This is a genomic window from Enterobacter sp. DC4 (assembly GCF_000568095.1).
In the GTDB taxonomy this organism is placed as follows: domain Bacteria; phylum Pseudomonadota; class Gammaproteobacteria; order Enterobacterales; family Enterobacteriaceae; genus Enterobacter; species Enterobacter pseudoroggenkampii.
Genome location: NZ_AZUB01000006.1, coordinates 12,006 through 36,893 on the forward strand (window position 1 = coordinate 12,006; position 24,888 = coordinate 36,893).

Genomic DNA, 24,888 nt, shown 5'->3' on the forward strand with positions numbered 1-24,888 from the left:
CCATCTAACCTGGCATCTGCGCATTTCTTTATTTTGTAGACCCGGTAAGCGAATCGCTACCGGGCCATGGCAGATTAATTATTGACTCATCACCCTTTCGGGAACACCCAAACATGCTTCTCCGGCAGCGAAAGATGGCAGTGCTGCGGATCCCGAACCTCATGCCCATACGCGCGGATCACAAAATCATCCCCCACCGTGCGGAACAGGTACTCCCAGCGGTCGCCGAGATACATGCTGGTGAGCAGCGGCAGCTCAAGCTGATTTTCCCCTGGTCCCTCGACCACCGCGACGCGCTCGACGCGGATCACCGCCGTGGCGTCATTACCGCTCTGCACCCCTTCACCGGCCTGGCCCCACAGCACCCAGCCTTTCCCTTCAATACGCGCTTTGCCGTCGCGTACTTCGGTGACCTTGCCGTGCAGGCGGTTGTTGCTGCCCATAAACTCGGCGGTAAATAGCGTTTTCGGCGAGCCGTACATCTCCTGCGGCGTGCCTTGCTGTTCGATCTTGCCGTTGTTCAGCAGCAGGATACGGTCGGAAATGGACATCGCTTCGTTCTGGTCGTGGGTCACCATCAGCGCGGATAGCCCGAGCTTGATAATCAGCTCGCGCAGGAACACGCGGGCCTCTTCGCGCAGCTTGGCGTCGAGGTTAGAGAGCGGTTCGTCCAGCAAAATCACCGGCGGGTTGTAGACCAGCGCCCGGCCAATCGCCACGCGCTGCTGCTGCCCACCGGAGAGCTGGTGCGGGTGACGTTTGCCAAGATGGCCCAGACCAAGCTGGTCCAGCACGTCCTGCACGCGCTGCTGGATCTCTTTGGCCGGGACTTTGCGCAGCTTGAGCGGATAGGCCACGTTCTCAAACACGGTTTTGTGCGGCCACAGGGCATAGGACTGAAATACCAGCCCCAGGTTACGCTCTTCCGCCGGGACCTCACTGCGCGGCGTGCCGTCGTAAACTTTATTGTTGCCAATCACAATCGAGCCCTGGGTCGGTTTTTCCAGACCCGCGACGGCGCGGAGCAGGGTGGTTTTGCCGCTGCCGGAGGGGCCTAACAGGGAGACCACTTCGCCGCGCTTCAGGTTCATGGAGACACCTTTTAAAACAGGATTGTCGCCGTAGGTTAAGTGCAGATCGTCAACCGCTAATTCAATCATGTATTTTCACTCCGAAACGAAGGGCAATGCCCAGACCTACCACGACCAGCAGGATATTAATGAAAGAGAGCGCCGCCACGATATCAATGGCACCCGCGGCCCAGAGGGAAACCAGCATCGAGCCGATGGTCTCCGTGCCGGGCGAAAGCAGATACACACCCGTTGAGTATTCGCGCTCAAAGATCAGGAACATCAGCAGCCACGAACCGATAAGGCCGTAGCGGGAGAGCGGGATGGTAACGTGGCGGGTGATCTGCCCGCGCGTCGCTCCGGTGCTGCGCGCGGCCTCTTCAAGCTCCGGCCCTACCTGCAGCAGCGTGGAAGAGATGAGCCTCAGCCCGTAAGCCATCCACACTACGGTATAGGCCAGCCAGACGCTGAAAATGGTGCTTCGCAGCGAACGCAGCCAGACGATGACGTTTTCGCGCATCCAGTCGGTCCAGGCGAATCCGGAAAGCCAGCCGGATTTCAGCGAGTTATCCAGCCACATCGGCAGGAACAGGAACACCCACAGGAAGGCCAGACCCGCCAGCAGGCCAGGCACGGCGCGCGGCACCAGCACGCTGTAGTCCAGGAAACGCGTGGTGTTATCCGGCTTGCGGTGCATGGCAATGCCGACAAACAGGTAGCACACCACGGCCAGCGCGCCGCCAATGACGCCAATCGCCATGGAGTTGACGATGGCGCGCAGCAGGTTGGGCTGCGCCCAGATGGTGCGGAAGGTGTTCAGAGAAAGCTCGTCCCACAGCGAAACGCCCACGCCCCAGTTGGAGATAAACGCGCGCAGCACCACGCCGAGCAATGGAACGCCAATGGTGACGGTGAGCCAGAAGGCAATCACCGCGCCAGCCACCCAGCGCCATTTACCCAGCGGCAGCGCGCGTGCCTGCGAGGCCTTGCCCTTCATGGTGACGAAACGGTTGGCGGTGCGCATCAGGCGACGCTGGAGCATCACCAGCGGGATGGTGATGCAGATCAGCACCACGGCAACCGCCGCCATCAGGTTATAGGACGGGGTGCCCATCTTGTTCGTCAGTTTATAGAGATAGGTCGCCAGCACCATGTTGCCTTCCGGGTCGCCGAGGACCAGCATCAGGCCGAACACCTCCAGCCCCAGGAAGAACAGCAGCACAGTGGCGTACAGAATAGACGGGCGCACCATCGGCAGGCTGACGGAGGTCATCACCTGCCAGGGCGACGCGCCCGCGGTACGTGCGGCTTCTTCCACGTCGGAGCCCACGCTGCGCAGCGCTGACGAGATATACAGATAGGCGTGCGGGACGTGCGTCAGGCCGGCGATGACCACAATGCTCGACATGTCGTAGATGTTCCACGGCACAAAGCCAATCAGCGCCTCTGCCCACTGGGAGAGAAAGCCTACCGGACCGGCGGCCACCACGTAGCCGAAGCCCAGCACCATCGGTGAAACGAAAATCGGCACCAGGATCAGCGGCTCAATCAGTCGGCGACCGGGCAGGTCGGTACGCACCATCAGAAACGCCAGCACGCCGCCCAGCGGGATAGAGATAAAGACCAGCCCGAAAGCCAGAATAAAGCCGCTTTTCAGGGCCTTATAAAAATCAGGATCGGTGAAAATAAAATCAAATGATTCAAAGCTCCACTCTTTTGACGGCGAAAAGAACGGCGCGGACAGGAAGCTCTGTATCACGATAAACGACAGCGGCGTGTAGATAACCAGGGCGGTTATCAGCACGACGATGCCTCGCGGCAGGCTTTGCCACTTTCTGCGTAATGTATTCATGGAGTATCCCTGGTATTGCAGCCCAGAAAAATGAACTCAGTCGATAAGGAAACGCGGCGGCCAGCGCCGCGCTCAGACGCTTATTTACCGGCGGCGGTACGCCACTCTTTGATGTACTCGAGGCGTTTTTTCGGCTGCAGGTATTCCAGCAGGGTTTCATCAACCGGGATCGGCTTCAGCGCGTTGCCGAGGATTTTTGTCAGGCCGTCGATATCGTTCTTGCCTTCGATATCGTTACGAATGGAGGGGATGTCCGCCTGATTGGCCAGAATGTTTTGCCCTTGTTCAGACAGCACGTAGTCCAGCCACAGTTTCGCAGCGTTGCCGTTTTGCGCCTGCTGGCTGATGAACGACACGCGCGACAGCACCAGGGTGTAATCTTTTGGATAGGCAATGCCGAGCGACGGATCGTTCTTCGCACGTGCTTCCGCATAGGAACCGAGGATATTGAAGCCAATCAGGTTTTCACCGGAGGAGACGCGCTCCATCATGGTGCCGGTAGACGACTGTACCGACAGGCCCCCTTTGGCGACGTCGGCCAGGGTCTTAAAGTAGTTTGGATCGGCGTTGTGATCCTGCACCGAGAGCATAAAGCCCAGACCCGATTTTTCGATGTCATAGGTGGTGACTTTGTTCTTGAATTTGTCCGTCTGGCTGGCAATCAGCTTCGCCAGCGCGGCGTGAGAATCCGGCACGTCGCCGGTCGGGATCAGACGCTTGTTGTAGATAAAGACCACCGGCTCATAGGTGGTGCCGTAGGCCTTATCTTTCCAGACCGCCCATTTCGGCAGCTGGCTTTGCTCCGGAGATTTATACTCCATGGCGTAGTCGGTGGCGAGCTTCAGGCCGGTGTCCATCGAGGAGCTCCAGACCACGTCGCCGCTCACGCCGCCGGAAGCCTGTTCGCTGATGAAACGGTTGTACAGCTCGGTGCTGTTCATGTCGTTGTATTCGACTTTAATGCCCGGGTAGGTTTTTTCGAAGCCCTGGATCAGCGGTCCGGCGGCTTTGATGTCGGTGGTGGAATAGATGACAACCTTGCCCTCTTTCGTGGCGGCATCAACCACTTTTTGATACTCAGCAGGATAGCCCTGCGGCAGGGCAGACAGTGCAGAAGCAGAGAACAGTACAGTAGCGGTAAGCAGAGAAATTCGGAACGTGTTCGACATTATAGTTAACCTTTTAGTTACATTTGAGGAACTAATTGTCAACATAGCGTAAAGCGAGCCTCCGACAATAGGGAGGCGAGGGCAATGATTCCGAAGTGTGATTGTCGCCGTCGTTTCAGCAATTAACACCATAAAATCCGCGAACGTTAGCCAACGAACGGTTGCTGATTACGGTTTATCGGGAGCTTTGCGGTATAACCGGCGAGGATGACCAATATTGCCGTACAGCATTTCAACGCTGATTAACCCGCTCTCCACGCAGTATTCAAGATAGCGGCGCCCCGTGGTTTTGCTGATCCCCACGTTTTCCACCACCTCCTCAACCGACATCGCACTGTCGGGATGCTCGGCGAACAGGCGTTTAATCCGCTCCAGCGTCTGGGGCTCAATGCCCTTTGTGGACGGCGTAACGGAGGCTTCAGCGGCAGGCAGATGAAACAGGCGATCCAGCGCATGCTGGTCGACCACCTTCACCTGCTGCATGGTGTGGATGAAGCGCATAAACCGCTCCAGCGAGGCGTGCAGGCGCTGGAAAAAGACGGGCTTGATGAGGTAATCAAACGCACCGCTGCGCATGGCGTGGCTGCAGGTTTGCATATCGCTGGCAGCGGTGATGAAGATCACCGAGCATTCGTAGCTTTTCAGCAGCGGGTTATCGATGAGCTCCACGCCTTTGCCGTCAGGAAGATAGTTGTCCAGCAGGATAAGCCGCGGCTGATGCTGACGAATCAGGCTGCATGCCTGCTCAATCGACGCGGCGATGCCCACCACGCGCAAATGAAAATTCTGCTCGATATACTCGCGATGCAGCTCCGCCAGGTGCGGCTCATCTTCAACGATCACAACATCAAGTGCTCGGGTCATGCTTTTGCCCATTCGGAATAAACACAGAAAAAATAGTACCCTGCGGCGTGTTGTCGGCAATCTCAATACTGCCGCCAGCCTTGTCGATATATCCTGCCACCAGAAACAGGCCAATACCGTGCTCGGTGCCCACAATGTCGTTTTCGCTGTCCGGTTTGCTGCTGAACCCCTGGCGGAAGATATGCGGCTTCATCGCATCCTCCACCCCGCAGCCCCGGTCAGCCACCTCGATCAGCAGCTCCTGGTTACGGTCAGAAATGTAGAGCTCCACCGGCGCGGGGACCGGTGCTTTAAGGGTTGCGTCCACCGCGTTATCCAGCAGATTACCAATAACCGACATCAGCTCCGTTTCGTTGAGCGTGGCAGGCATACGGGTGAGCTGGCAGGCGGGGTCAAACAGCAGCTCGATCCCTTTCTCGCGCGCGCTGACGTATTTCCCGAGCAGCAGCCCACACAGTGCAGGAGAGGAAAAGCGAGCGGAGACAAAATCCAGCACGCGCTGCGCGCCTTCGGACTGTACCTGGATGTAACGGATCGCCTCGTCATAGTGTTTCATCTGCAGTAATCCCACCAGTGTGGCAGTCCAGTTCAGCTGCTCGTGGCGCATAATGCGCAGGTTATCCGCATAGCGCTTGATCTGACTGAGCTGGCTGCTGAGGGTGTTGATGTCATTTTTGTCGCGAAAGCTGTAGACCCAGCCGCTTTCAACGCCGGGTTCGACCTCAATCGCCACGCGGTTGACGATCACCTCGCGCTGGTTAAGAACGGCAATCTGATCGTGGCGGCCGCTGCTCACCGAGGCGTAGCGCTGAGATAAAAAACCCGGTGACGTCTGCAGAACGTCTTCCAGCGGTTTGCCGATAAGTTCTTTCTCACTTTGCCGGATATCCAGCATTTCTCGTGCGGCGCGGTTAATTAAAATCAACTGCTTCTCTTCATTGACGGCAAATACCCCCTCATACATGGCTTCTAATAGCGCGCGCTGCTGCAAAACCAGCTGAGCGATATCTTTCGGCTCCAGTCGGAACATCTGTTTTTTGAGATTGCGGGTAAACAGCCAGGAGAACATAAACAGCAGCAGAAGAAGACCCGCGCCGTACAGCCCGGACTGCCAGAGAATGCGGGCATTAATATTGGCAATATAGGATGTCAGATAGCCGACCGAGACAATACCGATCACCTGATGCTGCGCATTGAAGATGGGGGCTTTGCTGCGTAGCGACACGCCAATCCCACCCTGACGCACGGAAATAATGGTTTTACCCTTTAACACCTCCGCATTATCCCCGCCGATCATCGGTAAATTAATACGCTCCGGGGATTCCGAATGATAGAGGTGCTGTTCCTCGGTATCGCCAATCACAATGTAGCTGGCATCGCTTTCGGCGCGCAGCGGCTGAATTAACCGGGCGATACCGGGGATATCTCTGGCCACAACCATTGCCGCCAGACCCGGCATCAGCGCGATCTGGCTGGCCTGAACCCGGGCGCGCTGGCCGAGATCGTGATGGAGCTGTCGGTCAATAAAATGAAACAGGATTGTTCCCAGCAGAACTAACAGCAGGCAGGAGAAGCACACCAGCGCTAAAAACAGCTTTACCTGAAAAGAGAGTCTGCGTTTCATTCAACCTGCGGAAGTTATGTAAAAGTGACATTTGCCGAGCCTGACATGCGCCAGTAGTGGACGCAATCTGGCGAGAAAAGAGTTGTGACCTGGCTTTTCGTTTTCGGCGTATACCCTAAATAATTCGAGTTGCAGGACAAAACGGCTTGCCGTTTTGTCCTGCAGCTTGAAGTATGACGGGTATATAGCCATCAGGATCCCGTAAGGCTATGCTTCATTCAGCACGATAATAATTACAGAGGCAATGTCATGGATAAAGAACTACTGGATGCGGGTTACCGGGCCTATACCGGCGAGAAAATTGACGTTTACTTCAACACCGGGATCTGCAAACACTCCGGTAACTGCGTGCGCGGCAGCGCAAAGCTGTTTAATCTGAAACGTAAACCGTGGATTATTCCCGATGAAGTGGACGTTGAAACGGTTGTCCGCGTAATTGATACCTGCCCGAGCGGTGCGCTGAAGTATCGCCAAAAATAAGCGAGGAACCATGGATATTCTGGAAGGCCATAACAAGTTTTACGTGAATGATGCGAACGGCAATCAGGTCGCGGAGATTGTCTTCGTGCCGACCGGCGAGCACCTAAGCATCATTGAGCATACCGATGTGGATGAGAGCCTGAAAGGGCAGGGGGTCGGTAAACAGCTGGTGGCGAAAGTGGTGGAGAAGATGCGCGGTGAGAACCGCAAAATTATTCCGCTGTGCCCGTTCGCGAAGCATGAGTTTGATAAAACGCGAGAATATGACGATATTCGGGCGTAAATAACACCGGCGATGGCCGGTGTTTTTTTATCTCACCTGCTCATACAGCAATACCAGCGCTATCAGCACCATCAACCCTCCCGATGCCCTGCTCACCAGACGCGCCGCCTGTGGTCGGGTCGCCAGCACCGCTTTCGAACCATACCCCACCAGCAGATAGACCAGCGTACAGGTGATAAGGTGCATGATCCCAAGCGCAGACATCTGCATCGCTATCGACCAGCTTCCGGTCGGGTCTGTAAACTGCGGGAGCAGGGCCAGGAACAGCAAAAAAACCTTCGGGTTTAGGCCGCTAATGCAGAGCCCTTTCACCGCCCACTGTCGCCAGTTTCCCGCGTGTTGGGTGGTCTTTTCCGGTGCGGCCGGGTGACGCAGCAACGTTATGCCAAGCCACAGGAGATACAGCGCTCCCGCCACGGTCAGCCCGGCTAACGCCAGCGGATGTTGAGCAATCAGTACCCCCACGCCTGCCACCACAATCAACGTGGCTAGCAGATGCCCGGACATCAGCCCCATAACCGCCGGTACCACGCGGCGGCCGTTGATCCCGGCGCTAATGGCGTAGGCCCAGTCGGCCCCCGGGGTCATGATAAGCAGAAAAGAAACCACCCAAAAGCCGGCCACAATACTCATTTCCATCGTCCTGAAAACTCCCGCAGTGCGTCAAACGTTGCGAAAAAGAATATCGTTAACCCTGCGAAATAGGCTTTCAATGTTATGCTCATAACACGGTGAAATTGAGAAAATCTTCCACATGGATAGCATCGATCGAAAAATTCTTGCTGAGCTACAGTCAGATGGCCGCTTATCCCTTACCGAGCTGGCTGAAAGAGTGAATCTGAGCCTCTCGCCGTGCCATCGACGCGTGCGGGCGCTGGAGCAAAGCGGGGCCATAACGGGATACCGTGCCAGCCTGGATCCGGCTAAAATGGGGTTTAACTTCCTGGCGATCGTCTTTGCGACGCTGAAAGAGGGGGACCGAAAGGCGGTTAGCGCGTTTGAAGCGGCGGTGGAGGAAATTCCGCAGATCGTGCTGGCGCAGCGTCTGTTTGGCGATCCCGATTATCTGATGCACGTCGTGACCCGCGACCTCTCCGCTTTCCAGAAGCTCTATGACGAGAAGCTTTCCGCCATGCCTGGCGTGCAGCATCTTCGCTCTACGCTGGTGATGAAAACGGTGGTGCAGGACAGGCCTTTTCCGCTGTAAGCAGCAGGCCAAAACTTAATGGCCTGCCCGGCAGAGCGCCGGGCAGGAAAAGGGATTAGCCTACAAACATCACCGATACGCACAGCACCCCGACGATCAGCGTCAGCAGGTTGCCAATGGAACGGTACTGTTTCAGGGAGGGGATCAGATACGTCGACAGCGTCGGCATGATAAACAGGATCATGGCGATAAGCGGGCCGCTGATGGCGTAAATCATCGAAATGGCGTTCGGGTTAATGCAGCAGACGGCAAAGGTGATTAACGACACCCCCATAATGGATATCGCGCGGTTAAAGGCGCGGCTCTTTTTCACGCCCACCTGATGGAGCGACGACTTCACGATCTCCGTCGCCCCTTCAATCACCCCAAAATAGGTGCCGAGGAACGATTTCGACATCGCAATAATCGCCACGATAATCCCGGAAATTCCCAGCCACGCCGGTGAAGAAGGCATCATCGATAGCGCGGACAGGATCGTCACCCCTTGCTCTTTGGCGGTCACAATGTACGACGGCGGAATAGAGAGCAGGCAGCTGAAGACAAAGAACAGCACGCTCAGGCAGATAATCAGATACGCCACCTTCATGATTTTCTTGCATTTATCCATTGCGCCGTCGGCAAATTTCTCGCGACGGTCAACGGCAAATGTGGAGATAATCGGGGTATGGCTGAACGCAAACACCATCACCGGAATCGAAATCCAGACCTGGTGCAGCGTATGGCGATCGACGGCCATCTGGCTGGTCAGCAGCGAGGGCTGCCAGCTGCCGATCAGATAGAGCGAGACAAACAGGAAGTAGGCAATCAGCGGAAACACCAGGAAGCCCATCACTTTTATCGTGATATGCCGTCCCATCAGGAAGATCAGATTCAGGACCAGCACCACCCCCAGGCTGACCAGCACGCGAACGGCGGTATCCACCGTCAGGTGTTTTGCCAGCTGTTCCGTGAGTGAGTTGGTGATGGCCACCGCATAAATCTGCACCACCACAAAGAAGGCGATGAAATAGAGCGTGGTGATCAGATTGCCAATCTTCCTGCCGTAGTAGTGCGACACGGCGCCGGTGATCCCTTCGTTGCCTTTTGTTTTGGACGACAGGATAAATTGCGCCAGCGCCCGGTGCGGCCAGTAGGTTAAGGGGTAGGCCACGAGGGCAGTAATAAACAGGACGATAGCGCCTGCTGAGCCCAACTGAATGGGCAAAAACAGCGTTCCTGCGCCCACGGCCGTGCCGTAGAGAGCGAAACTCCAGAGAGTCTCATCTTTTGACCAAATTTTCGACATTAGAGCAACGTATCAACTATCAAACCATCGGAATGGAGTGCAATTTACCATAGTTATGCACGGAGAGCGCAGTTGCTTCGAAGGAGTTTGGCCGGAACGGGCGTCCGGCCAGAGGTGGTTTAGCCTGCCAGGGCGCGCCGTTGCTGGCGACGCTTAAGAAATTTATCGCGAAGGCAATCGTATGCCCAGTTGTAGAACATGGTGTACGGCAGGAAGAACAGGAAGAAACCTATTTCCAGCGTGAATGCCTGAAGCAGGGTGACGCCCAGCACGGCGGCGACAATCGACACGCCAATCACAATAAACCCGCATTCAAACCCCAGCGCATGCAGCGCACGCACTTTTGCCGTACGTTTGACGCGCTGAACCGGCCAGAAACGGTCGAAGCCGAAGTTATAAATAATGTTCCACAGCATGGCGGTGGTGGCCAGAATAATGGTCAACCCACCCATCTCCACAACGGAACGCTGCATGAGCCACGCCGCCGTAGGGGCGAGGATCGCCGTCGCAATCCCTTCAAAACAGACAGCATGAAAGATCCGCTCCGGCAGTTTACGTTGGAGTGCATCCTGATGTTGCATAATCACAGACCTCATTAATTCGCCGGTATGGGCGTTGATGCGGCCTATTTTCATCGCTAAAGCTGATATATTAAAGATAGTATCCATCGCTAAAACAGATAGGTTATGCGCTATTCACCCGAAGCCCTTAATGCATTTGTCGAGACCGTTGCGGCGGGCTCTTTTTCTGCGGCTGCCCGCCGGCTGCGTAAAAGCCAGTCGACGATCAGCACGTCCATTGCCAATCTTGAAGCCGATCTCGGTTTCGAGCTGTTTGACCGCTCGGCGCGCCAGCCGGTGTTAACGGCCCAAGGGGAACAGGTGCTGGGCTACGTGCAGGCCATCCTGGCCGCCAGCACGCGGCTGGATGAGCTGGCGGTGTCGTTAACGGCGCAAACGGAGGCGCGTCTGACGTTTGTCCTTTCCGATACCCTTAACCCGGACGTGCTGGAAGAGATGATGAAACAGTTTGACGCGCGCTTTCCCCATACGGAATTCGAATGTCTGATTGGCGAGGAGGAGGACGTGATCGATCTGCTGCAAAAGGAGCGAGCGCAGGTTGGCCTCACCGAAGCGCGAGACGGTTATCCTACGGATATCGGCGCCATCCGGCTGCCGATGCAGACCCGCATGGCGATCTATGTCGCGACCACGCATCCGCTGGCCGGACAACATGACGTTCAGCGTGACGAGCTCCACGGCTGGCGAGAGCTGCGGCTGAGCACCTATCTTGAGCGCGAGGCTGAGATCGCGCGCGGGCCCGTCTGGTCAGCCCCGAATTACCTGTTACTCTTGAGTATGGCAGTTCAGGGATTTGGCTGGTGCGTCTTGCCGTGCGCGCTGGTGGATGAGTTTGCCGCCGCGAAATCCCTGGTACAGCTTAATGTTCCCGGCTGGCCGCGGGCGATCGGCATCGATCTGCTGTGGAATAAGCGATCTCCTCCCGGCGTAGCCGGAAGCTGGCTGCGGCAGTATCTGCAGGATGCGCGCTGATCCTTGTGATTAAACTCACTATTTTTAAACAATTAAGATAATTGCCAGTAACAATCCTCTACTATCGTCATGTCATTTAACACAGAGGTCGTGATGAAAGATGTCGTAATAGTGGGTGCGTTGCGTACAGCTATCGGCTGTTTTCAGGGAGCGCTTGCGCGTCACTCGGCGGTTGACCTGGGGAGCGTGGTGGTGAAAGCGCTGGTGGAACGTAGCGGGATCGCAGCACATGAAGTTGATGAGGTGATCCTGGGACAGGTCCTCACGGCCGGTGCCGGGCAAAACCCTGCGCGTCAGGCGGCGCTGAAGGGCGGGCTGCCCAATACCGTCTCCGCCATCACCATTAACGACGTCTGTGGTTCAGGATTAAAAGCGCTGCATCTCGCGACGCAGGCCATTCAGTGTGGTGAAGCGGACGTGATCATTGCGGGCGGGCAGGAGAATATGAGCCGCGCGCCGCACGTGTTGACCGACAGCCGTACCGGCGCACAGTTGGGCAACAGTCAGCTGCTCGACAGCCTGGTGCATGACGGGCTGTGGGATGCGTTCAATGACTATCATATGGGCGTGACGGCGGAAAACCTGGCGCGCGAATACGGCATCAGCCGTGAGGTGCAGGATGCCTATGCGCTAAGCTCGCAGCAAAAAGCGCGTGCGGCGATTGATTCCGGTCGTTTTCGCGACGAAATTGTCCCTGTCAGCACGCAGCGTCAGAGCGGTGAGTTTATTGTCGTGGATACCGATGAACAGCCGCGCACCGACGCCAGTGCTGAAGGGCTGGCGAGGCTGAATCCTGCGTTTGAAATGCAGGGCTCGGTGACGGCGGGAAATGCCTCTTCCATTAACGACGGCGCTGCCGCCGTCATGATGATGAGCGAAAGCAAAGCCCTCGAACTTGATCTTCCCGTGCTGGCCCGCATTAAGGCGTTCGCCAGCGTGGGGGTTGATCCTGCGTTAATGGGGATCGCACCGGTCTACGCGACCCGCCGCTGTCTGGAGCGTGCCGGGTGGCAGCTTTCGGATGTGGATCTGATCGAAGTGAACGAAGCCTACGCCGCGCAGGCGATCTCCGTCGGAAAAATGCTGGAGTGGGATCCCCTGCGGGTTAACGTGAACGGTGGGGCGATCGCGCTGGGGCACCCGATCGGGGCGTCCGGCTGCCGGATCCTGGTTTCGCTGGTCCACGAAATGAAAAAGCGCAATGCCCGCAAAGGGATTGCCACGCTCTGTATAGGCGGCGGGCAAGGGGTGGCACTGGCCATCGAACGCTAACTTCTCCTTATTGAAAATGACCTCCTCCGGGAGGTTTTTTTTCGCGCCCTTTTTCTCCCGACGGTTTAATTGTGATCCGAACATCATTTTCGTCATAAACAAAAATAAAAATGAAACGTTGTTTTAAATATAATTGAAAAGCCCGCTTTATGCCGATAGTATGTGTTCAATATGAAAAACGGAACGCTGTTTCGTTTATTTCCGCCTTCGGGCATGACCACATCTGGAGGTTACCGTGGACGTCAGAGAAAGCATCCACAGCGCGCACGCCAAAACGCTGGATACTCAGGGGCTGCGCAAGGCATTTTTAGTCGAGCAGATATTCGAGGCCGACAGGTACACCATGGTTTACAGCCATATCGACCGTATTATTGTGGGCGGCATTATGCCCGTCACGAAAACCGTCTCCGTGGGCGGCGAGGTCGGTAAACAGCTGGGCGTGAGCTATTTCCTCGAGCGTCGCGAGCTGGGGGTGATCAACATCGGCGGGCCGGGCACCATCACCGTAGACGGACAGTGCTATGAGATTGGCCATCGCGAGGCGCTGTACGTGGGGAAAGGGGCGAAAGACGTGGTCTTTGCCAGCATCGACGCCAGCAAGCCTGCGAAGTTTTACTACAACTGCGCGCCGGCTCACACCACCTGTCCAACCAAAAAAGTGACCCCGGCAGACGTCGCACCCGTGACGCTGGGCGACAACCTCACCAGCAACCGCCGCACCATCAATAAATACTTCGTGCCGGACGTGCTGGAGACCTGCCAGCTCAGCATGGGATTGACCGAGCTTGCGCCAGGTAACCTGTGGAACACCATGCCGTGCCATACCCACGAGCGCCGAATGGAGGTCTACTTCTACTTCAACATGGAGGATGACGCCTGCGTGTTCCACATGATGGGACAGCCGCAGGAAACGCGCCATATCGTGATGCACAACGAGCAGGCGGTGATTTCACCGAGCTGGTCTATTCACTCCGGCGTAGGGACGAAAGCCTACACCTTTATCTGGGGAATGGTGGGCGAAAATCAGGTCTTCGATGATATGGACCATGTTGCGGTCAGCGATTTGCGCTAGTCGCGGGCAGTGAAGCATAAACCTGCCTGTGAGTGACAGGCTCTGAAAGAGTAAGGAATAAACATGATTCTGGATGCATTCTCTCTGCAGGGGAAAGTGGCTGTGGTTTCCGGCTGTGACACCGGGCTGGGGCAGGGGATGGCGCTAGGCCTGGCGGAAGCGGGCTGCGATATCGTCGGAATTAATATCGTTGAACCGACTGAAACCCTCGAGCGCGTGACGGCGCTGGGCCGCCGTTTCCTGAGCCTGACCGCCGACCTGCGTAAAATCGATGCCATTCCTGAACTGCTGGATCGCGCGGTGGCGGAATTCGGTCATATCGACATTCTGGTCAACAATGCCGGGCTGATTCGCCGCGAAGATGCGATCAACTTCAGCGAGCGCGACTGGGATGACGTGATGGATTTGAACATCAAGAGCGTATTTTTCATGTCCCAGGCGGCGGCAAAGCACTTTATCGCGCAGGGGAACGGCGGCAAGATCGTGAATATTGCCTCCATGCTCTCGTTCCAGGGCGGCATCCGCGTGCCGTCTTACACCGCGTCCAAAAGCGCCGTGATGGGCGTGACCCGCCTTCTGGCAAACGAGTGGGCGAAACACAACATCAATGTGAATGCGATTGCGCCGGGCTACATGGCGACCAACAACACGCAGCAGCTGCGTGCAGACGAGCAGCGTAGCGCGGAAATCCTCGACCGTATTCCGGCGGGGCGCTGGGGTCTTCCGCGCGATCTGATGGGGCCGGTGGTCTTTCTGGCCTCGTCGGCATCGGATTACATCAACGGCTACACCGTGGCGGTCGATGGCGGCTGGCTGGCACGTTAATTCCACCTGCATGACGAACCTCTGCCCTCGGGTGGAGGTTTTTTTGGCTAAAAATTGCCATTATCCATATGACATAAGATGAAAAATCCATACTGAGAATTCACAAATGACGTATATCACATTTTTATTGCTTAAATATTAGGTAATTAATAATAAACGTGGTTATTTCAGCATTAGTTGAAATTGTAATGTCCATCACAGATCGCTATGCCATAGCGAAATAATCCATATCTTCACGAATTCCCGCCTGACACTTTTCCTCGCTTTCTCGTAATTTCAGTTAACGAATTTTGCTGTTGAGGCAGGAAAAATATGACATCTATCAATGACTCTAACCTAATGCCCGCTGCGCTGCGTGATACCCGGCGCATGAACCAGTTTGTCTCTATTGCCGCCGCCGTGGCGGGCCTGTTATTTGGACTGGATATCGGCGTCATTGCCGGAGCGCTGCCGTTTATTACCGATCACTTTACCCTCAGTAACCGTCTGCAGGAGTGGGTGGTGAGCAGCATGATGCTCGGCGCGGCCATCGGGGCGCTGTTTAACGGCTGGCTATCGTTCCGCCTGGGGCGCAAATACAGCCTGATGGTCGGGGCGATCCTGTTCGTCGCGGGTTCGATCGGCTCCGCGTTTGCGACAAACGTAGAAGTGCTGCTGCTTTCCCGCGTGCTGCTGGGCGTGGCGGTGGGGATAGCCTCCTACACCGCGCCGCTTTATCTCTCCGAAATGGCGAGTGAGAACGTGCGCGGCAAGATGATCAGCATGTATCAACTGATGGTCACGCTGGGTATTGTGCTGGCGTTCCTGTCTGACACCTACTTCAGCTACAGCGGCAACTGGCGCGCGATGCTGGGGGTGCTGGCCTTACCGGCGCTGGTGCTGATCGTCCTGGTGGTTTTCCTGCCAAACAGTCCGCGCTGGCTGGCGCAAAAAGGGCGCCATGTGGAGGCAGAAGAGGTCCTGCGCATGCTGCGCGATACCTCGGAGAAAGCGCGGGAAGAGCTGAACGAGATCCGCGAAAGCCTGAAGCTGAAGCAGGGTGGCTGGGCGCTATTTAAGATCAACCACAACGTGCGCCGGGCGGTCTTCCTCGGCATGTTGCTGCAGGCGATGCAGCAGTTCACCGGCATGAACATCATCATGTACTACGCGCCGCGTATTTTTAAAATGGCCGGGTTCACCACCACGGAACAGCAGATGATCGCCACCCTGGTGGTCGGGCTGACCTTCATGTTCGCCACCTTTATTGCCGTATTCACCGTGGACAAAGCCGGCCGTAAACCTGCGCTGAAGATTGGCTTTAGCGTGATGGCGCTCGGCACGCTGATCCTCGGTTACTGCCTGATGCAGTTTGATAACGGCACGGCGTCAAGCGGACTTTCCTGGCTTTCTGTCGGGATGACCATGATGTGCATCGCTGGCTACGCGATGAGCGCTGCGCCCGTGGTGTGGATCCTGTGCTCCGAAATTCAGCCGCTCAAATGCCGTGACTTTGGCATCACCTGTTCCACGACAACCAACTGGGTATCGAACATGATCATCGGCGCGACGTTCCTGACGCTGCTGGACGCGATTGGCGCAGCGGGAACGTTCTGGCTCTATACGGTACTGAATGTGGCATTTATTGGCGTCACGTTCTGGCTGATCCCGGAAACCAAAGGCGTGACGCTGGAACACATCGAGCGCAAGCTGATGGCTGGAGAGAAACTGCGGAACATCGGCGGATGATTTTTTGCCCGTCCGAAGGTTTTAATACGTGCCGTAACTGGAAAGGGAAAGGTGGCTTAATCACAATTATAATGTGACTAAGATCACTACTAACTCTGGTAGGGAGTAGACATAGAGAGGGAACAGGCATTAGGATTTTTCTTATGTTGATGTATTATCGGACCACCGCCATCAATGTTAAGAGATGCGTTGCATCCGGAAAAAGAAGAATCACTATGTCAGAAATGGATTTCAAAAAAAGCACGGACCTCGACTTTCCCCGTTATGCCGGCCCGGCTGTAAGCGCAAAAGAGATCGATCTTCTGGGACTTTTTGAGGTCCTTCTGGCGGCGAAAAAACGTATCGTCGCCATCGTCTTTGCTTTCGCGCTGGTGGGGCTGGCCGTTTCATTTTTACTGCCGCAGAAATGGACCAGTAAAGCGGTGATCACCCCGGCAGAACAGTCGCAGTGGAACCCGCTGCGCCAGATGCTGGTTGCGCTGCAGGTGCTTGACGTGGACGTGAAAATTACCCGTCCAGAAATTTTTGATCTCTTTATTAAAAAGTTTCAGTCTCAGTCATTGCTCGAAGAGTACATGAAATCCTCTCCTTATGTGATATCGCAGCTTAAAGGTGTTGAGGTGGATCCGCTCGATCTGCATCGTGCGATAGTCAACATCTCAGACAGAATGAAAGCGGTGAATGACGATCAGGGAAAAGGCGCGGATAAAGTGCCTTTTGTCTCCTGGACATTGAGCTTCACTGCGCCAACAGCAGGCGATGCGCAAACCGTTTTGGAGGGGTATATCAATTACATCGTGGCTATCGTCGAAAAAGAGACGGTGCAGAATATCCGCAACCAGATCGCCCTGAAAACGAACGTTGTTGAGCAGCAGCTGGAACTGGATCGTGTTCGTCTGACCAATGTTCACAATACCAACCTGCAGCGACTGAATTATTCCCTGGAAGTGGCGAATGCCGCCGGTATCAAGAAGCCGGTCTACAGCAACGGGCAGGCCGTAAAGGATGACCCGGATTATTCCGTTGCGCTCGGTGCTGATGGTATCGCGCAAAAACTAAAGATTGAAAAAAATCTGAAGGACGTGACTGAACTGAATGCGGACTTTCAGAACCGGGAATACTATCTGGCACAGCTGAAAAAGCTCTCCTTTGCCGATGTTAAACTTGAGCCATTCCGGTACCAGCTCACTCCTTCCATGCCGGTGAAAAAGGATGGCCCGGGCAAGGCTCTGATTGTTGTTCTGGCGGCGCTCCTGGGGGGCCTGTTTGCCTGCGGTATCGTTTTACTGCGCGAGGCGATGCTCACCCGTAATCCACTCCCCGAGCCGGTGATGGAATAAACCCTGCAGTTTAAAAAGGCGCTAAATTGAGCGCCTTTTTTTATTGGCATCGGTTATGTTAAAAGAAGAAATCAACGAAAAGGAGGGATGATGAAAACGATCGGCCTGTTAGGTGGTATGAGCTGGGAATCGACAATCCCTTATTACCGTCTGATTAATGAAGGGGTAAAGCAGCGTCTGGGTGGTCTGCACTCCGCAAGTCTGCTGCTGCACAGCGTTGATTTCCATGAAATCGAAGCCTGCCAGTCGAGCGGTGAGTGGGATAAAGCCGGAGAGATCCTGGCTCAGGCGGCGCTGGGACTGGAGCGCGCCGGCGCCAGGGGGATAGTGCTTTGTACCAATACCATGCACAAAGTGGCGTCGCATATTGAAGACCGCTGCTCGCTGCCGTTTCTGCATATCGCGGACGCGACCGGGCGTGCGATTGCGGCATCCGGAATGCGCCGCGTAGCGCTTTTGGGTACACGCTACACCATGGAGCAGGATTTTTATCGCGGACGTTTACACAGTGAATTTGGGATAGAAAGCCTGATCCCGGATGAAGAAGATCGGGCGCGCATCAATCAGATTATCTTTGACGAGCTCTGCCTCGGTACCTTCAGCGAAGCTTCCCGCGCGTATTACGTCAGCGTTATCGATAAACTTAGGCAGCAGGGGGCCGAAGGGGTGATCTTCGGCTGCACTGAGATTGGTTTGCTGGTACCCGTCGAGCGAAGCCCTCTCCCGGTATTTGATACCACTGCAATTCATGCCGCCGATGCCGTGGCGTTTATGTTGTCCTGAGCTCCCGGTTTAGGTTTACGTGTTGGCGGCGTCATAAGCGGATTGCGCCGCCACAATGGCATCAATATTATTTTCCACCCAGTGCGCAAGCACCGTCACCGTTTCGGTTAACGTCTGGCCAAGCGGTGTCAGGCTGTACTCGACTGTTACAGGTACCGTGGCGAATATCTTTCGCGACACCAGCCCATCACGTTCCAGTTTGCGTAAAGACTGGGTCAGCACCTTTTTGGTGATTCGTTGAATATCACGTTGAAGATGACTAAAGCGCATCGGTCCATTCTCAAGGCGCGCAAGAATTAACAGTGCCCACTTATCGGCGATACGCGTCAGCACGCCGCGGGTCGGGCAGCGTTCATCGAACACGTTGTAAGGAGGCATCTCCTTTTTCAGAACTGCTGTTTGGGTCATGGTGGTTCCCTCGAGGTAACCAGGTGAGATAAAGGTGCCTTCTTACGCCCGTGAATGTTTGCGTGTATAAAACGACGTAAGGTTTCTATTTGATACCAGGGAACCGAAAATGGCAACGGGCTCGCAGAGCAATTTTAAAGTCGTCTTAATCGTTTGACTCACAAGGCAATATTGCATCAGGAGATCTATCATGAGCGTTGTAGTTATCTATTATTCTGGCTACGGCCACACCAAACGCGTTGCTGAAACAGTCGCCGAAGGCGCGCAGGCTGAGCTGATCGCCATTGACAGCAATGGCGATATTCAGGAAAGCGATTGGCAAAAACTTAACGATGCCAGAGCGATTATTTTTGGCGCGCCAACCTACATGGGAAGCGTACCGTGGCAGTTTAAGAAATTCGCTGATGCGACCTCAAAAGCCTGGTTCGTGCGTAGCTGGCAGGACAAAGTATTCGCGGGCTTCAGCAACAGCGCCAGCCTGAACGGTGATAAGCAGGTGTCGTTACAATACCTGCAAACGCTGGCCTCTCAACACGGTGGGATTTGGGTGAGCCTGGGGCTACCGCCGTCAAATACTCTCGCGGCAACACGTCAGGACATTAATAATCTGGGCGGCTCAGTCGGTTTGCTGGTGCAGTCACCATCAGATGCTGATGCTGGCGCCATTGCCAGTGGCGATCTGCAAACCGCTGTGAAATTCGGCGAGCGTGTTGCGGCCATCGCGAAACGTTTTAACTGAGTTTTCAGACGCCCGCTGTTCAGTGGGGCGTCTGATTCAACATCTTATTTAGCTGGTCAGCCAACAGACTTAACCCTCCTTGCAGATGCTCACTGAACGCCTCCACCAGCGCTGATGCCGGACGATGCAGTGGGCGGATTAGGCTAACGGTGAAAGGAACTGAGACACTAAACCGACGTACAACAATCCCACTTTCTGCATAATCCAGCGCCGTGAGCGGATTCACCACCGCGACGCCGACGCCTGCGCGTACCATCGCACAAATCGAGGCCGCGCTGTGTGTTTCTACCACCATTCGGCGTTTGACCTGATGCTCGGCAAACAGCGTATCCAGCAGCTGTCGATAACTGTCAGTCTGCGACAGGCTGATGTAGTTTTCCCCGTGGAAATCCTCCGGCGCAAGCACTGCCTTACCGGCAAGCCGATGCCCGGCGGGCAGAACGCACACTTCATCTAACGAGAGCAATTCCGTGCGCGCCGTTCCCGCTGGTGTGGAGAGGGTTTCGGTCAGGCCTAAATCATGGCGCTGAGCCGAAAGCCACTCTTCAAGCAGAGGTGATTCCTGAGGCACGATGGTGAGGCTGACCTCCGGGTATCGGGCCAGAAAGGGTTGCAGCAGCATCGGCAAAAAGGATTGCGAAAAGACGGGCAGGCAGACGATCGACAGCTCGCCCTGACGAAACTCGCGCAGGCTTTCCGCGGCACTTACTATTCTGTCCAGCCCGTACCAGGAGCGCTGAACTTCCTCGAACAGGCGTAACCCTTGTACCGTCGGGTGAAGCCTGCCCCGGGTGCGTTCGAACAGCTTCAACCCCAGCACTTTCTCGAAGCGCGCCAGCTCGCGGCTCACCGTTGGCTGCGAGGTATGCAGCATCTGTGCGGCTTCGGTGAGATTGCCGGTGGTCATCACGGCGTGAAAAATCTCGATATGGCGTAAATTGACGGCGGGCATAGGGCACCTGAAAGCAGAGAACTGACCATATCATTTTTGCATAGACTCGCGATAAAACGATATTTTTTATTCTCTTTGTGCTGTGGCGTAATCATGAAAACGCATTTATCCGGAGAAGACCATGCCACGCCCGCTGAACCAGACTGATACCGATTTGAACGCCGACAACCTGCTGCGCCTGCCCGCCGAGTTTGGCTGCCCGGTGTGGGTCTACGACGCGCAGATCGTTCGCGAAAAGATCGCCGCCCTGCATCAGTTTGACGTGGTGCGTTTTGCCCAGAAGGCCTGCTCCAATATCCACATTCTGCGCCTGATGCGTGAGCAGGGCGTGAAGGTGGACTCCGTTTCACTCGGCGAAATCGAGCGCGCGCTGGCGGCGGGATTCGATCCGAAAGCCGACGGCGACGCGATCGTCTTTACCGCCGATGTGATCGACGATGCGACGCTTGAGCGCGTCCACGAGCTGCAGATCCCGGTGAATGCCGGCTCTGTAGATATGCTGGAGCAACTGGGCGAGGTTTCTCCCGGCCATCGCGTCTGGCTGCGCGTGAACCCGGGCTTTGGTCATGGCCACAGCCAAAAAACCAATACCGGTGGCGAAAACAGCAAGCACGGGATCTGGTATGCCGATATGCCTGCCGCGCTGGCGGTATTACAGCGCTACGGCCTGAAGCTGGTGGGGATTCATATGCACATTGGCTCTGGCGTCGATTACGGCCACCTGGAGCAGGTGTGCGGTGCGATGGTGCGCCAGGTTGTTGACTTCGGTCAGGATCTGGAGGCGATCTCTGCCGGTGGCGGTCTCTCCATTCCTTATCGCGAGGGCGAAGAGGCGATCGATACCGATCACTATTACGGTCTGTGGAGCGCGGCGCGCGATCAAATCGCCGCGCATTTGGGCCACGCGGTGAAACTGGAAATTGAGCCGGGTCGTTTCCTGGTGGCGGAAGCCGGCGTGCTGGTTTCGCAGGTGCGCAGCGTGAAAGAGATGGGGTCTCGCCACTTTGTATTGATTGACGCAGGCTTTAACGATCTGATGCGTCCGTCCATGTACGGCAGCTATCACCACATTACCGCCCTGGCTGCCGACGGACGCGATTTAACGCAGGCACCACGCGTTGAGACGGTCGTAGCGGGGCCGCTGTGCGAATCGGGTGACGTGTTTACCCAACAGGAGGGCGGCAAAGTGGAGACCCGCGCGCTGCCAGAGGTCAAACCGGGTGATTATCTTGTGCTGCACGACACCGGCGCTTACGGGGCGTCAATGTCCTCTAACTACAACAGCCGCCCGCTGCTGCCGGAAGTGCTGTTTGATAACGGCAAGGCGCGGCTGATCCGCCGCCGCCAGACCATTCAGGAACTGCTGGCGTTAGAGCTCATCTGATGAAAGTACGGCCCCGTCGTGACCGAATCGCGTAAGACCAGCGTGCCGGTAAACGGCGGGATGGCATCGACCGGCTGGTTTTTTGCCAGCCGGATCGCCTGATCGATGGCCGTGACAATCATATTGTCGATGGGCAGATAAACCGATGAGAGCGCAGGCTCCAGCCATTTTGCGCTTGGGGCGTCGTCAAAGCCGAACAGTGAAATATCCTGCGGGATTTTACGCCCCGCCTGGTGTAACGCTTTGGACGCGCCCAGTGCCATATCGTCGTTACAGGCAAACAGGGCGCTAAACGATACACCGTCGGCAATCAATTCCTTGCACAGCTCGTATCCCCCGGTCATCCCCGCATCGCCGTACTTTATCCGACGCTCGTCCAGACGGATGCCGTGCTTTTCCAGCGCCTTACGATAGCCCATCAGCCTCGCTTTTCCGGTTGGGGTATGGATCGGGACGGTGATACAGGCGATCTCCCGATGGCCCTGTTCAATCAGATAATCCACGGCCTTAAATGCGGCATCCTGCTGTTCGAAGAACACGCAGCGATCCGGCGCCTGGCTCACTTCACGGTTAATGACCACCAGCGGTGTTTTTACGGTGTTCATCAGTTTGATGATCGCTTTTTCGCTCATGTAGCGCGTATAAAGCACGATGGCATCGCACTGGCGATCGGCGAGCATCTGCACCGCCTGTTCTTCCTGTTCCGGCGCGTCGTGACCGTCGGTGACGATAAGCTGTTTCCCGTGGGTTTCGGTCTGCCGCGACGCCTGCTGGAGAAGGCGGCCAAAGTAAAAGCCGTCGAAGGTGGAGACGACCAGACCAATGCTGTTGCTGGTCTGGTTAGCCAGCGAGCGCGCGAGAAAGTTCGGCCGATAGCCCAGCTCTTCCATCGCCGCAAACACCTGCTGACGCGTACTCTCTTTAACCTGACCCGTGCCGTTCAGCACGCGCGATACCGTGGCCTTCGACACGCCCGCGCGCAGTGAGACATCCAGCATTGTTACCATTCTACATTCCTGCTTTCACGTAATGATCTGCAGTTTAACACAGAGCTTACGCCGTATAAGCGATGCGGGAAGCGCAAAAATTCCGCCACGATCACGCTTTTCGGTAACGATTTGTCTGGCCTGCCTGAAGTAAAACTAAATAGTCTGACTCTGGTAAAATAATCGCCAAAACGAGCTGGAGGCGTCAGGCCAGCCCATTAATGAGAATACGCAGGTGAAACGTGAAAAAGACTGTTATCCTCCCCCTTTACGATGCACCGCAGTATGCTGAGCAGGTTACTGACTGGATCTGGCAGGCCTTTGGCGAAGGGCTTCCCCGGGAATTTTTCCACAGCATCGTTGAGCACAGCCAGACGCCGGGAAAATTACCGCTGACGTTTATTGCCGTTGAGGACGAAAAGCTACTTGGTACGGTGGGGATCTGGCGCTGCGATTTGATCACCCGTCAGGATCTCTTTCCGTGGCTGGCAGCGCTGTACGTTGACGACGCGGCGCGAGGTAAGGGGCTGGCAGGAAAGTTACAGCAGCATGTTATTACCTGGGCCGCGCAGGCGAGATATGAAGAACTGTACCTCTGGTCTGCCTGCCGTGACTTCTACGAACGTTACGGCTGGCAGTATATCGGCGATGGGCTGGAATACCCCAACACGCGGGTTCACCTCTACCGTTATTCGCTCTGCGCTTCCGCAGGCGACGCAACGGAGTGACGACGAACCAGCGTCGGACTAAACAGATGCGTAATATCCGGCGGCTGGCGCTGTTCCGCCAGCGCTAACGCCAGCTCGGCGGCCTGTGTGGCCATGGTGATAATCGGGTAGCGCACGGTGGTCAGGCGCGGGCGAACGTAGCGGGAGACCAGCACGTCGTCGAAGCCAATCAGCGAAATTTCTGCCGGTACCTCAATCCCGTTGTCGTTCAACACCCCCATTGCCCCTGCGGCCATCGAGTCGTTATAGCTGGCAACCGCCGTGAAATTCCGTCCGCGACCCAGCAGCTCGGTCATGGCCTGTTCACCGCCGCTCTCATCCGGTTCGCCATAGGCCACCAGGCGGTCATTGCACGGCAGTCCGTTTTCGCGCAGGGCATCGTAGTAGCCCTGTAGACGGTCTTCTGCATCAGAAATCGGGTGGTTTGAACAGAGATAGCCAATCCGGGTGTGGCCCTGCTGAATCAGATGACGGGTCGCAAGCCACGCGCCGTAGCGGTCGTCGAGCGCCACGCAGCGTTTCTCAAAGCCGGGAATAATGCGGTTGATGATGACCATCCCGGGGATCTGCTTCATCAGATGAATCAGTTCGGCATCCGGGATCATTTTGGCGTGTACTACCAGCGCCGCGCAGCGGTGGCGGATCAACTGCTCGATGGCCTGGCGTTCTTTTTGTTCATTATGATAGCCATTGCCGATCAGCAAAAAATTGCCTGTCTGATAAGAAACCTGCTCAACGGCTTTCACCATCGCGCCGAAAAAGGGATCGGAGACATCTCCTACCACCAGACCAATGGTTTCTGTGGACTGCTGGGCGAGCGCGCGGGCATTGGCATTGGGATGATAGTTCAGGGATTCCATGGCGTTTTGTACCGCCTGGCGTGATGCGTCACTGGCTTTTGGGGAGTCGTTAATCACGCGGGAGACGGTTGCCACCGACACACCTGCCAGACGGGCCACATCCTTTATTGTCGCCATTCATTACCTTCTTATTGGGGGTAAGCGTTTACACACCAAATAGTGTTGCGGAAAAGCGGCGCGCATTCAAGGGGAGCGGATTTCCGCTCTCCACAAACGTGACGCAGAACAACCCTGGTGGTGTAATCGTTACACGCGCAGTCATGTCTGAAGAATGTCAATCTGAACCTTTGGTTACACTTTGCCTCAGGCTGTTGCGATTGTCCGATGGCGAGGATGTTAATGAGATTGATACAGTTGAGATCCCAGAGGTATTGATTGGTGAGAATTCTTAGTACGGTTTCGTACTCATCTCTTGCACCAACCT

At 55.8% G+C, this 24,888-nt stretch carries 25 protein-coding genes; 13 read left to right on the forward strand and 12 right to left on the reverse strand.

Going from position 1 to position 24,888, the window contains the following annotated elements:
- Positions 1 to 89: 89 nt before the first annotated feature.
- The 5 genes from P349_RS07295 to P349_RS07275 all read right to left on the reverse strand — a co-directional run bounded on the left by P349_RS07295 (position 90) and on the right by P349_RS07275 (position 6,579).
- Positions 90 to 1,160 (reverse strand): ABC transporter ATP-binding protein, encoded by a 1,071-nt coding sequence (locus P349_RS07295; protein WP_032648170.1) that lies wholly within the window; start codon positions 1,158 to 1,160, stop codon positions 90 to 92.
- Positions 1,153 to 2,922, reverse strand: a complete 1,770-nt coding sequence (locus P349_RS07290) for an ABC transporter permease (protein ID WP_023294491.1) — start codon at positions 2,920 to 2,922, stop codon at positions 1,153 to 1,155. Before P349_RS07290 ends, P349_RS07295 begins: the two co-directional genes overlap by 8 nt.
- Positions 2,923 to 3,002: 80 nt before the next feature.
- Positions 3,003 to 4,091 carry an ABC transporter substrate-binding protein gene (locus P349_RS07285; RefSeq protein WP_032648169.1) on the reverse strand — a complete coding sequence of 363 codons (1,089 nt, stop codon included), beginning with the start codon at positions 4,089 to 4,091 and terminating at the stop codon, positions 3,003 to 3,005.
- A 168-nt stretch (positions 4,092 to 4,259) separates the two neighbouring features.
- Positions 4,260 to 4,955, reverse strand: coding sequence for a response regulator (locus P349_RS07280; protein ID WP_032648187.1), 696 nt, complete (start codon positions 4,953 to 4,955; stop codon positions 4,260 to 4,262).
- Positions 4,939 to 6,579 carry an ATP-binding protein gene (locus tag P349_RS07275; RefSeq protein ID WP_032648167.1) on the reverse strand — a complete coding sequence of 547 codons (1,641 nt, stop codon included), beginning with the start codon at positions 6,577 to 6,579 and terminating at the stop codon, positions 4,939 to 4,941. Before P349_RS07275 ends, P349_RS07280 begins: the two co-directional genes overlap by 17 nt.
- A gap of 249 nt (positions 6,580 to 6,828) precedes the next feature.
- Between P349_RS07275 and yjdI the strand changes: the two genes are divergently transcribed.
- Both yjdI and P349_RS07265 read left to right on the forward strand, forming a co-directional pair.
- Complete coding sequence (yjdI, locus tag P349_RS07270; RefSeq protein WP_008499689.1) at positions 6,829 to 7,059, forward strand: 4Fe-4S mono-cluster protein YjdI; 231 nt, start codon at positions 6,829 to 6,831, stop codon at positions 7,057 to 7,059.
- Between the two features lie 10 nt (positions 7,060 to 7,069).
- Positions 7,070 to 7,342 (forward strand): GNAT family N-acetyltransferase, encoded by a 273-nt coding sequence (locus P349_RS07265; protein ID WP_008499687.1) that lies wholly within the window; start codon positions 7,070 to 7,072, stop codon positions 7,340 to 7,342.
- Positions 7,343 to 7,369: 27 nt separating this feature from the next.
- Here P349_RS07265 and P349_RS07260 read toward each other — a convergent pair whose 3' ends face one another.
- A complete protein-coding gene (locus P349_RS07260; protein WP_032648163.1) occupies positions 7,370 to 7,981 on the reverse strand; it encodes a LysE family translocator in 612 nt (203 codons plus the stop codon).
- Between the two features lie 115 nt (positions 7,982 to 8,096).
- On the opposite strand from P349_RS07260, the gene P349_RS07255 reads away from it, so the two are divergent.
- A complete protein-coding gene (locus P349_RS07255; protein ID WP_029742214.1) occupies positions 8,097 to 8,549 on the forward strand; it encodes an Lrp/AsnC family transcriptional regulator in 453 nt (150 codons plus the stop codon).
- A 55-nt stretch (positions 8,550 to 8,604) separates the two neighbouring features.
- On the opposite strand, the gene P349_RS07250 is transcribed toward P349_RS07255, so the two are convergent.
- Complete coding sequence (locus P349_RS07250) at positions 8,605 to 9,834, reverse strand: amino acid permease (protein ID WP_032648161.1); 1,230 nt, start codon at positions 9,832 to 9,834, stop codon at positions 8,605 to 8,607.
- Between the two features lie 119 nt (positions 9,835 to 9,953).
- Positions 9,954 to 10,415 (reverse strand): multidrug/biocide efflux PACE transporter, encoded by a 462-nt coding sequence (locus P349_RS07245; protein WP_024909318.1) that lies wholly within the window; start codon positions 10,413 to 10,415, stop codon positions 9,954 to 9,956.
- 105 nt (positions 10,416 to 10,520) lie between these two features.
- On the opposite strand from P349_RS07245, the gene P349_RS07240 reads away from it, so the two are divergent.
- The 7 genes from P349_RS07240 to P349_RS07210 all read left to right on the forward strand — a co-directional run bounded on the left by P349_RS07240 (position 10,521) and on the right by P349_RS07210 (position 18,407).
- Positions 10,521 to 11,387 (forward strand): LysR family transcriptional regulator, encoded by an 867-nt coding sequence (locus tag P349_RS07240; protein WP_032648159.1) that lies wholly within the window; start codon positions 10,521 to 10,523, stop codon positions 11,385 to 11,387.
- Between the two features lie 93 nt (positions 11,388 to 11,480).
- A complete protein-coding gene (locus P349_RS07235) occupies positions 11,481 to 12,659 on the forward strand; it encodes an acetyl-CoA C-acetyltransferase (protein WP_024909316.1) in 1,179 nt (392 codons plus the stop codon).
- Positions 12,660 to 12,894: 235 nt separating this feature from the next.
- The gene (gene kduI / locus P349_RS07230) at positions 12,895 to 13,731 is read left to right on the forward strand and encodes a 5-dehydro-4-deoxy-D-glucuronate isomerase (RefSeq protein WP_032648157.1); all 837 of its coding nucleotides are present in this window, start codon (positions 12,895 to 12,897) and stop codon (positions 13,729 to 13,731) included.
- A 63-nt stretch (positions 13,732 to 13,794) separates the two neighbouring features.
- Complete coding sequence (gene kduD / locus P349_RS07225; RefSeq protein ID WP_032648156.1) at positions 13,795 to 14,556, forward strand: 2-dehydro-3-deoxy-D-gluconate 5-dehydrogenase KduD; 762 nt, start codon at positions 13,795 to 13,797, stop codon at positions 14,554 to 14,556.
- Positions 14,557 to 14,868: 312 nt separating this feature from the next.
- A complete protein-coding gene (araE, locus tag P349_RS07220; protein WP_032648154.1) occupies positions 14,869 to 16,284 on the forward strand; it encodes an arabinose-proton symporter AraE in 1,416 nt (471 codons plus the stop codon).
- 215 nt (positions 16,285 to 16,499) lie between these two features.
- On the forward strand, positions 16,500 to 17,624 hold the full coding sequence (gene wzz(fepE), locus P349_RS07215; protein ID WP_032648152.1) for an LPS O-antigen length regulator Wzz(fepE): 1,125 nt from the start codon (positions 16,500 to 16,502) through the stop codon (positions 17,622 to 17,624).
- Between the two features lie 90 nt (positions 17,625 to 17,714).
- Positions 17,715 to 18,407, forward strand: a complete 693-nt coding sequence (locus tag P349_RS07210; RefSeq protein WP_024909311.1) for an aspartate/glutamate racemase — start codon at positions 17,715 to 17,717, stop codon at positions 18,405 to 18,407.
- A gap of 15 nt (positions 18,408 to 18,422) precedes the next feature.
- Here P349_RS07210 and P349_RS07205 read toward each other — a convergent pair whose 3' ends face one another.
- On the reverse strand, positions 18,423 to 18,815 hold the full coding sequence (locus P349_RS07205; RefSeq protein ID WP_081758216.1) for a winged helix-turn-helix transcriptional regulator: 393 nt from the start codon (positions 18,813 to 18,815) through the stop codon (positions 18,423 to 18,425).
- 190 nt (positions 18,816 to 19,005) lie between these two features.
- Between P349_RS07205 and P349_RS07200 the strand changes: the two genes are divergently transcribed.
- On the forward strand, positions 19,006 to 19,554 hold the full coding sequence (locus P349_RS07200) for a flavodoxin family protein (protein ID WP_032645441.1): 549 nt from the start codon (positions 19,006 to 19,008) through the stop codon (positions 19,552 to 19,554).
- A gap of 19 nt (positions 19,555 to 19,573) precedes the next feature.
- Here P349_RS07200 and P349_RS07195 read toward each other — a convergent pair whose 3' ends face one another.
- The gene (locus P349_RS07195) at positions 19,574 to 20,506 is read right to left on the reverse strand and encodes a LysR family transcriptional regulator (RefSeq protein WP_032648150.1); all 933 of its coding nucleotides are present in this window, start codon (positions 20,504 to 20,506) and stop codon (positions 19,574 to 19,576) included.
- A gap of 121 nt (positions 20,507 to 20,627) precedes the next feature.
- Here P349_RS07195 and lysA point away from each other — a divergent pair, with 121 nt between their 5' ends.
- Positions 20,628 to 21,890 (forward strand): diaminopimelate decarboxylase, encoded by a 1,263-nt coding sequence (lysA, locus tag P349_RS07190; RefSeq protein WP_032648148.1) that lies wholly within the window; start codon positions 20,628 to 20,630, stop codon positions 21,888 to 21,890.
- On the opposite strand, the gene P349_RS07185 is transcribed toward lysA, so the two are convergent.
- Complete coding sequence (locus tag P349_RS07185; protein ID WP_032648146.1) at positions 21,860 to 22,897, reverse strand: LacI family DNA-binding transcriptional regulator; 1,038 nt, start codon at positions 22,895 to 22,897, stop codon at positions 21,860 to 21,862. The two genes, lysA and P349_RS07185, sit on opposite strands and share 31 nt — an antisense overlap.
- A gap of 221 nt (positions 22,898 to 23,118) precedes the next feature.
- Here P349_RS07185 and P349_RS07180 point away from each other — a divergent pair, with 221 nt between their 5' ends.
- Positions 23,119 to 23,604, forward strand: a complete 486-nt coding sequence (locus tag P349_RS07180) for a GNAT family N-acetyltransferase (protein WP_032648144.1) — start codon at positions 23,119 to 23,121, stop codon at positions 23,602 to 23,604.
- Here P349_RS07180 and galR read toward each other — a convergent pair.
- A complete protein-coding gene (galR, locus tag P349_RS07175) occupies positions 23,565 to 24,581 on the reverse strand; it encodes an HTH-type transcriptional regulator GalR (protein ID WP_032648142.1) in 1,017 nt (338 codons plus the stop codon). The two genes, P349_RS07180 and galR, sit on opposite strands and share 40 nt — an antisense overlap.
- Positions 24,582 to 24,888 lie beyond the last annotated feature (307 nt).

Bases quoted from the DNA above. Each gene is read 5' to 3' on its own strand.
- kduD (WP_032648156.1), top strand. From the start codon at position 13,795: ATGATTCTGGATGCATTCTCTCTGCAGGGGAAAGTGGCTGTGGTTTCC.
- P349_RS07235 (WP_024909316.1), top strand. From the start codon at position 11,481: ATGAAAGATGTCGTAATAGTGGGTGCGTTGCGTACAGCTATCGGCTGT.
- P349_RS07185 (WP_032648146.1), bottom strand. From the start codon at position 22,897: ATGGTAACAATGCTGGATGTCTCACTGCGCGCGGGCGTGTCGAAGGCC.
- P349_RS07205 (WP_081758216.1), bottom strand. From the start codon at position 18,815: ATGACCCAAACAGCAGTTCTGAAAAAGGAGATGCCTCCTTACAACGTG.
- P349_RS07265 (WP_008499687.1), top strand. From the start codon at position 7,070: ATGGATATTCTGGAAGGCCATAACAAGTTTTACGTGAATGATGCGAAC.
- P349_RS07200 (WP_032645441.1), top strand. From the start codon at position 19,006: ATGAGCGTTGTAGTTATCTATTATTCTGGCTACGGCCACACCAAACGC.
- P349_RS07285 (WP_032648169.1), bottom strand. From the start codon at position 4,091: ATGTCGAACACGTTCCGAATTTCTCTGCTTACCGCTACTGTACTGTTC.
- araE (WP_032648154.1), top strand. From the start codon at position 14,869: ATGACATCTATCAATGACTCTAACCTAATGCCCGCTGCGCTGCGTGAT.
- yjdI (WP_008499689.1), top strand. From the start codon at position 6,829: ATGGATAAAGAACTACTGGATGCGGGTTACCGGGCCTATACCGGCGAG.
- P349_RS07255 (WP_029742214.1), top strand. From the start codon at position 8,097: ATGGATAGCATCGATCGAAAAATTCTTGCTGAGCTACAGTCAGATGGC.
- P349_RS07290 (WP_023294491.1), bottom strand. From the start codon at position 2,922: ATGAATACATTACGCAGAAAGTGGCAAAGCCTGCCGCGAGGCATCGTC.
- P349_RS07275 (WP_032648167.1), bottom strand. From the start codon at position 6,579: ATGAAACGCAGACTCTCTTTTCAGGTAAAGCTGTTTTTAGCGCTGGTG.
- lysA (WP_032648148.1), top strand. From the start codon at position 20,628: ATGCCACGCCCGCTGAACCAGACTGATACCGATTTGAACGCCGACAAC.
- galR (WP_032648142.1), bottom strand. From the start codon at position 24,581: ATGGCGACAATAAAGGATGTGGCCCGTCTGGCAGGTGTGTCGGTGGCA.
- P349_RS07195 (WP_032648150.1), bottom strand. From the start codon at position 20,506: ATGCCCGCCGTCAATTTACGCCATATCGAGATTTTTCACGCCGTGATG.
- P349_RS07250 (WP_032648161.1), bottom strand. From the start codon at position 9,834: ATGTCGAAAATTTGGTCAAAAGATGAGACTCTCTGGAGTTTCGCTCTC.
- P349_RS07210 (WP_024909311.1), top strand. From the start codon at position 17,715: ATGAAAACGATCGGCCTGTTAGGTGGTATGAGCTGGGAATCGACAATC.
- P349_RS07260 (WP_032648163.1), bottom strand. From the start codon at position 7,981: ATGGAAATGAGTATTGTGGCCGGCTTTTGGGTGGTTTCTTTTCTGCTT.
- P349_RS07280 (WP_032648187.1), bottom strand. From the start codon at position 4,955: ATGACCCGAGCACTTGATGTTGTGATCGTTGAAGATGAGCCGCACCTG.
- P349_RS07240 (WP_032648159.1), top strand. From the start codon at position 10,521: ATGCGCTATTCACCCGAAGCCCTTAATGCATTTGTCGAGACCGTTGCG.
- P349_RS07245 (WP_024909318.1), bottom strand. From the start codon at position 10,415: ATGCAACATCAGGATGCACTCCAACGTAAACTGCCGGAGCGGATCTTT.
- P349_RS07295 (WP_032648170.1), bottom strand. From the start codon at position 1,160: ATGATTGAATTAGCGGTTGACGATCTGCACTTAACCTACGGCGACAAT.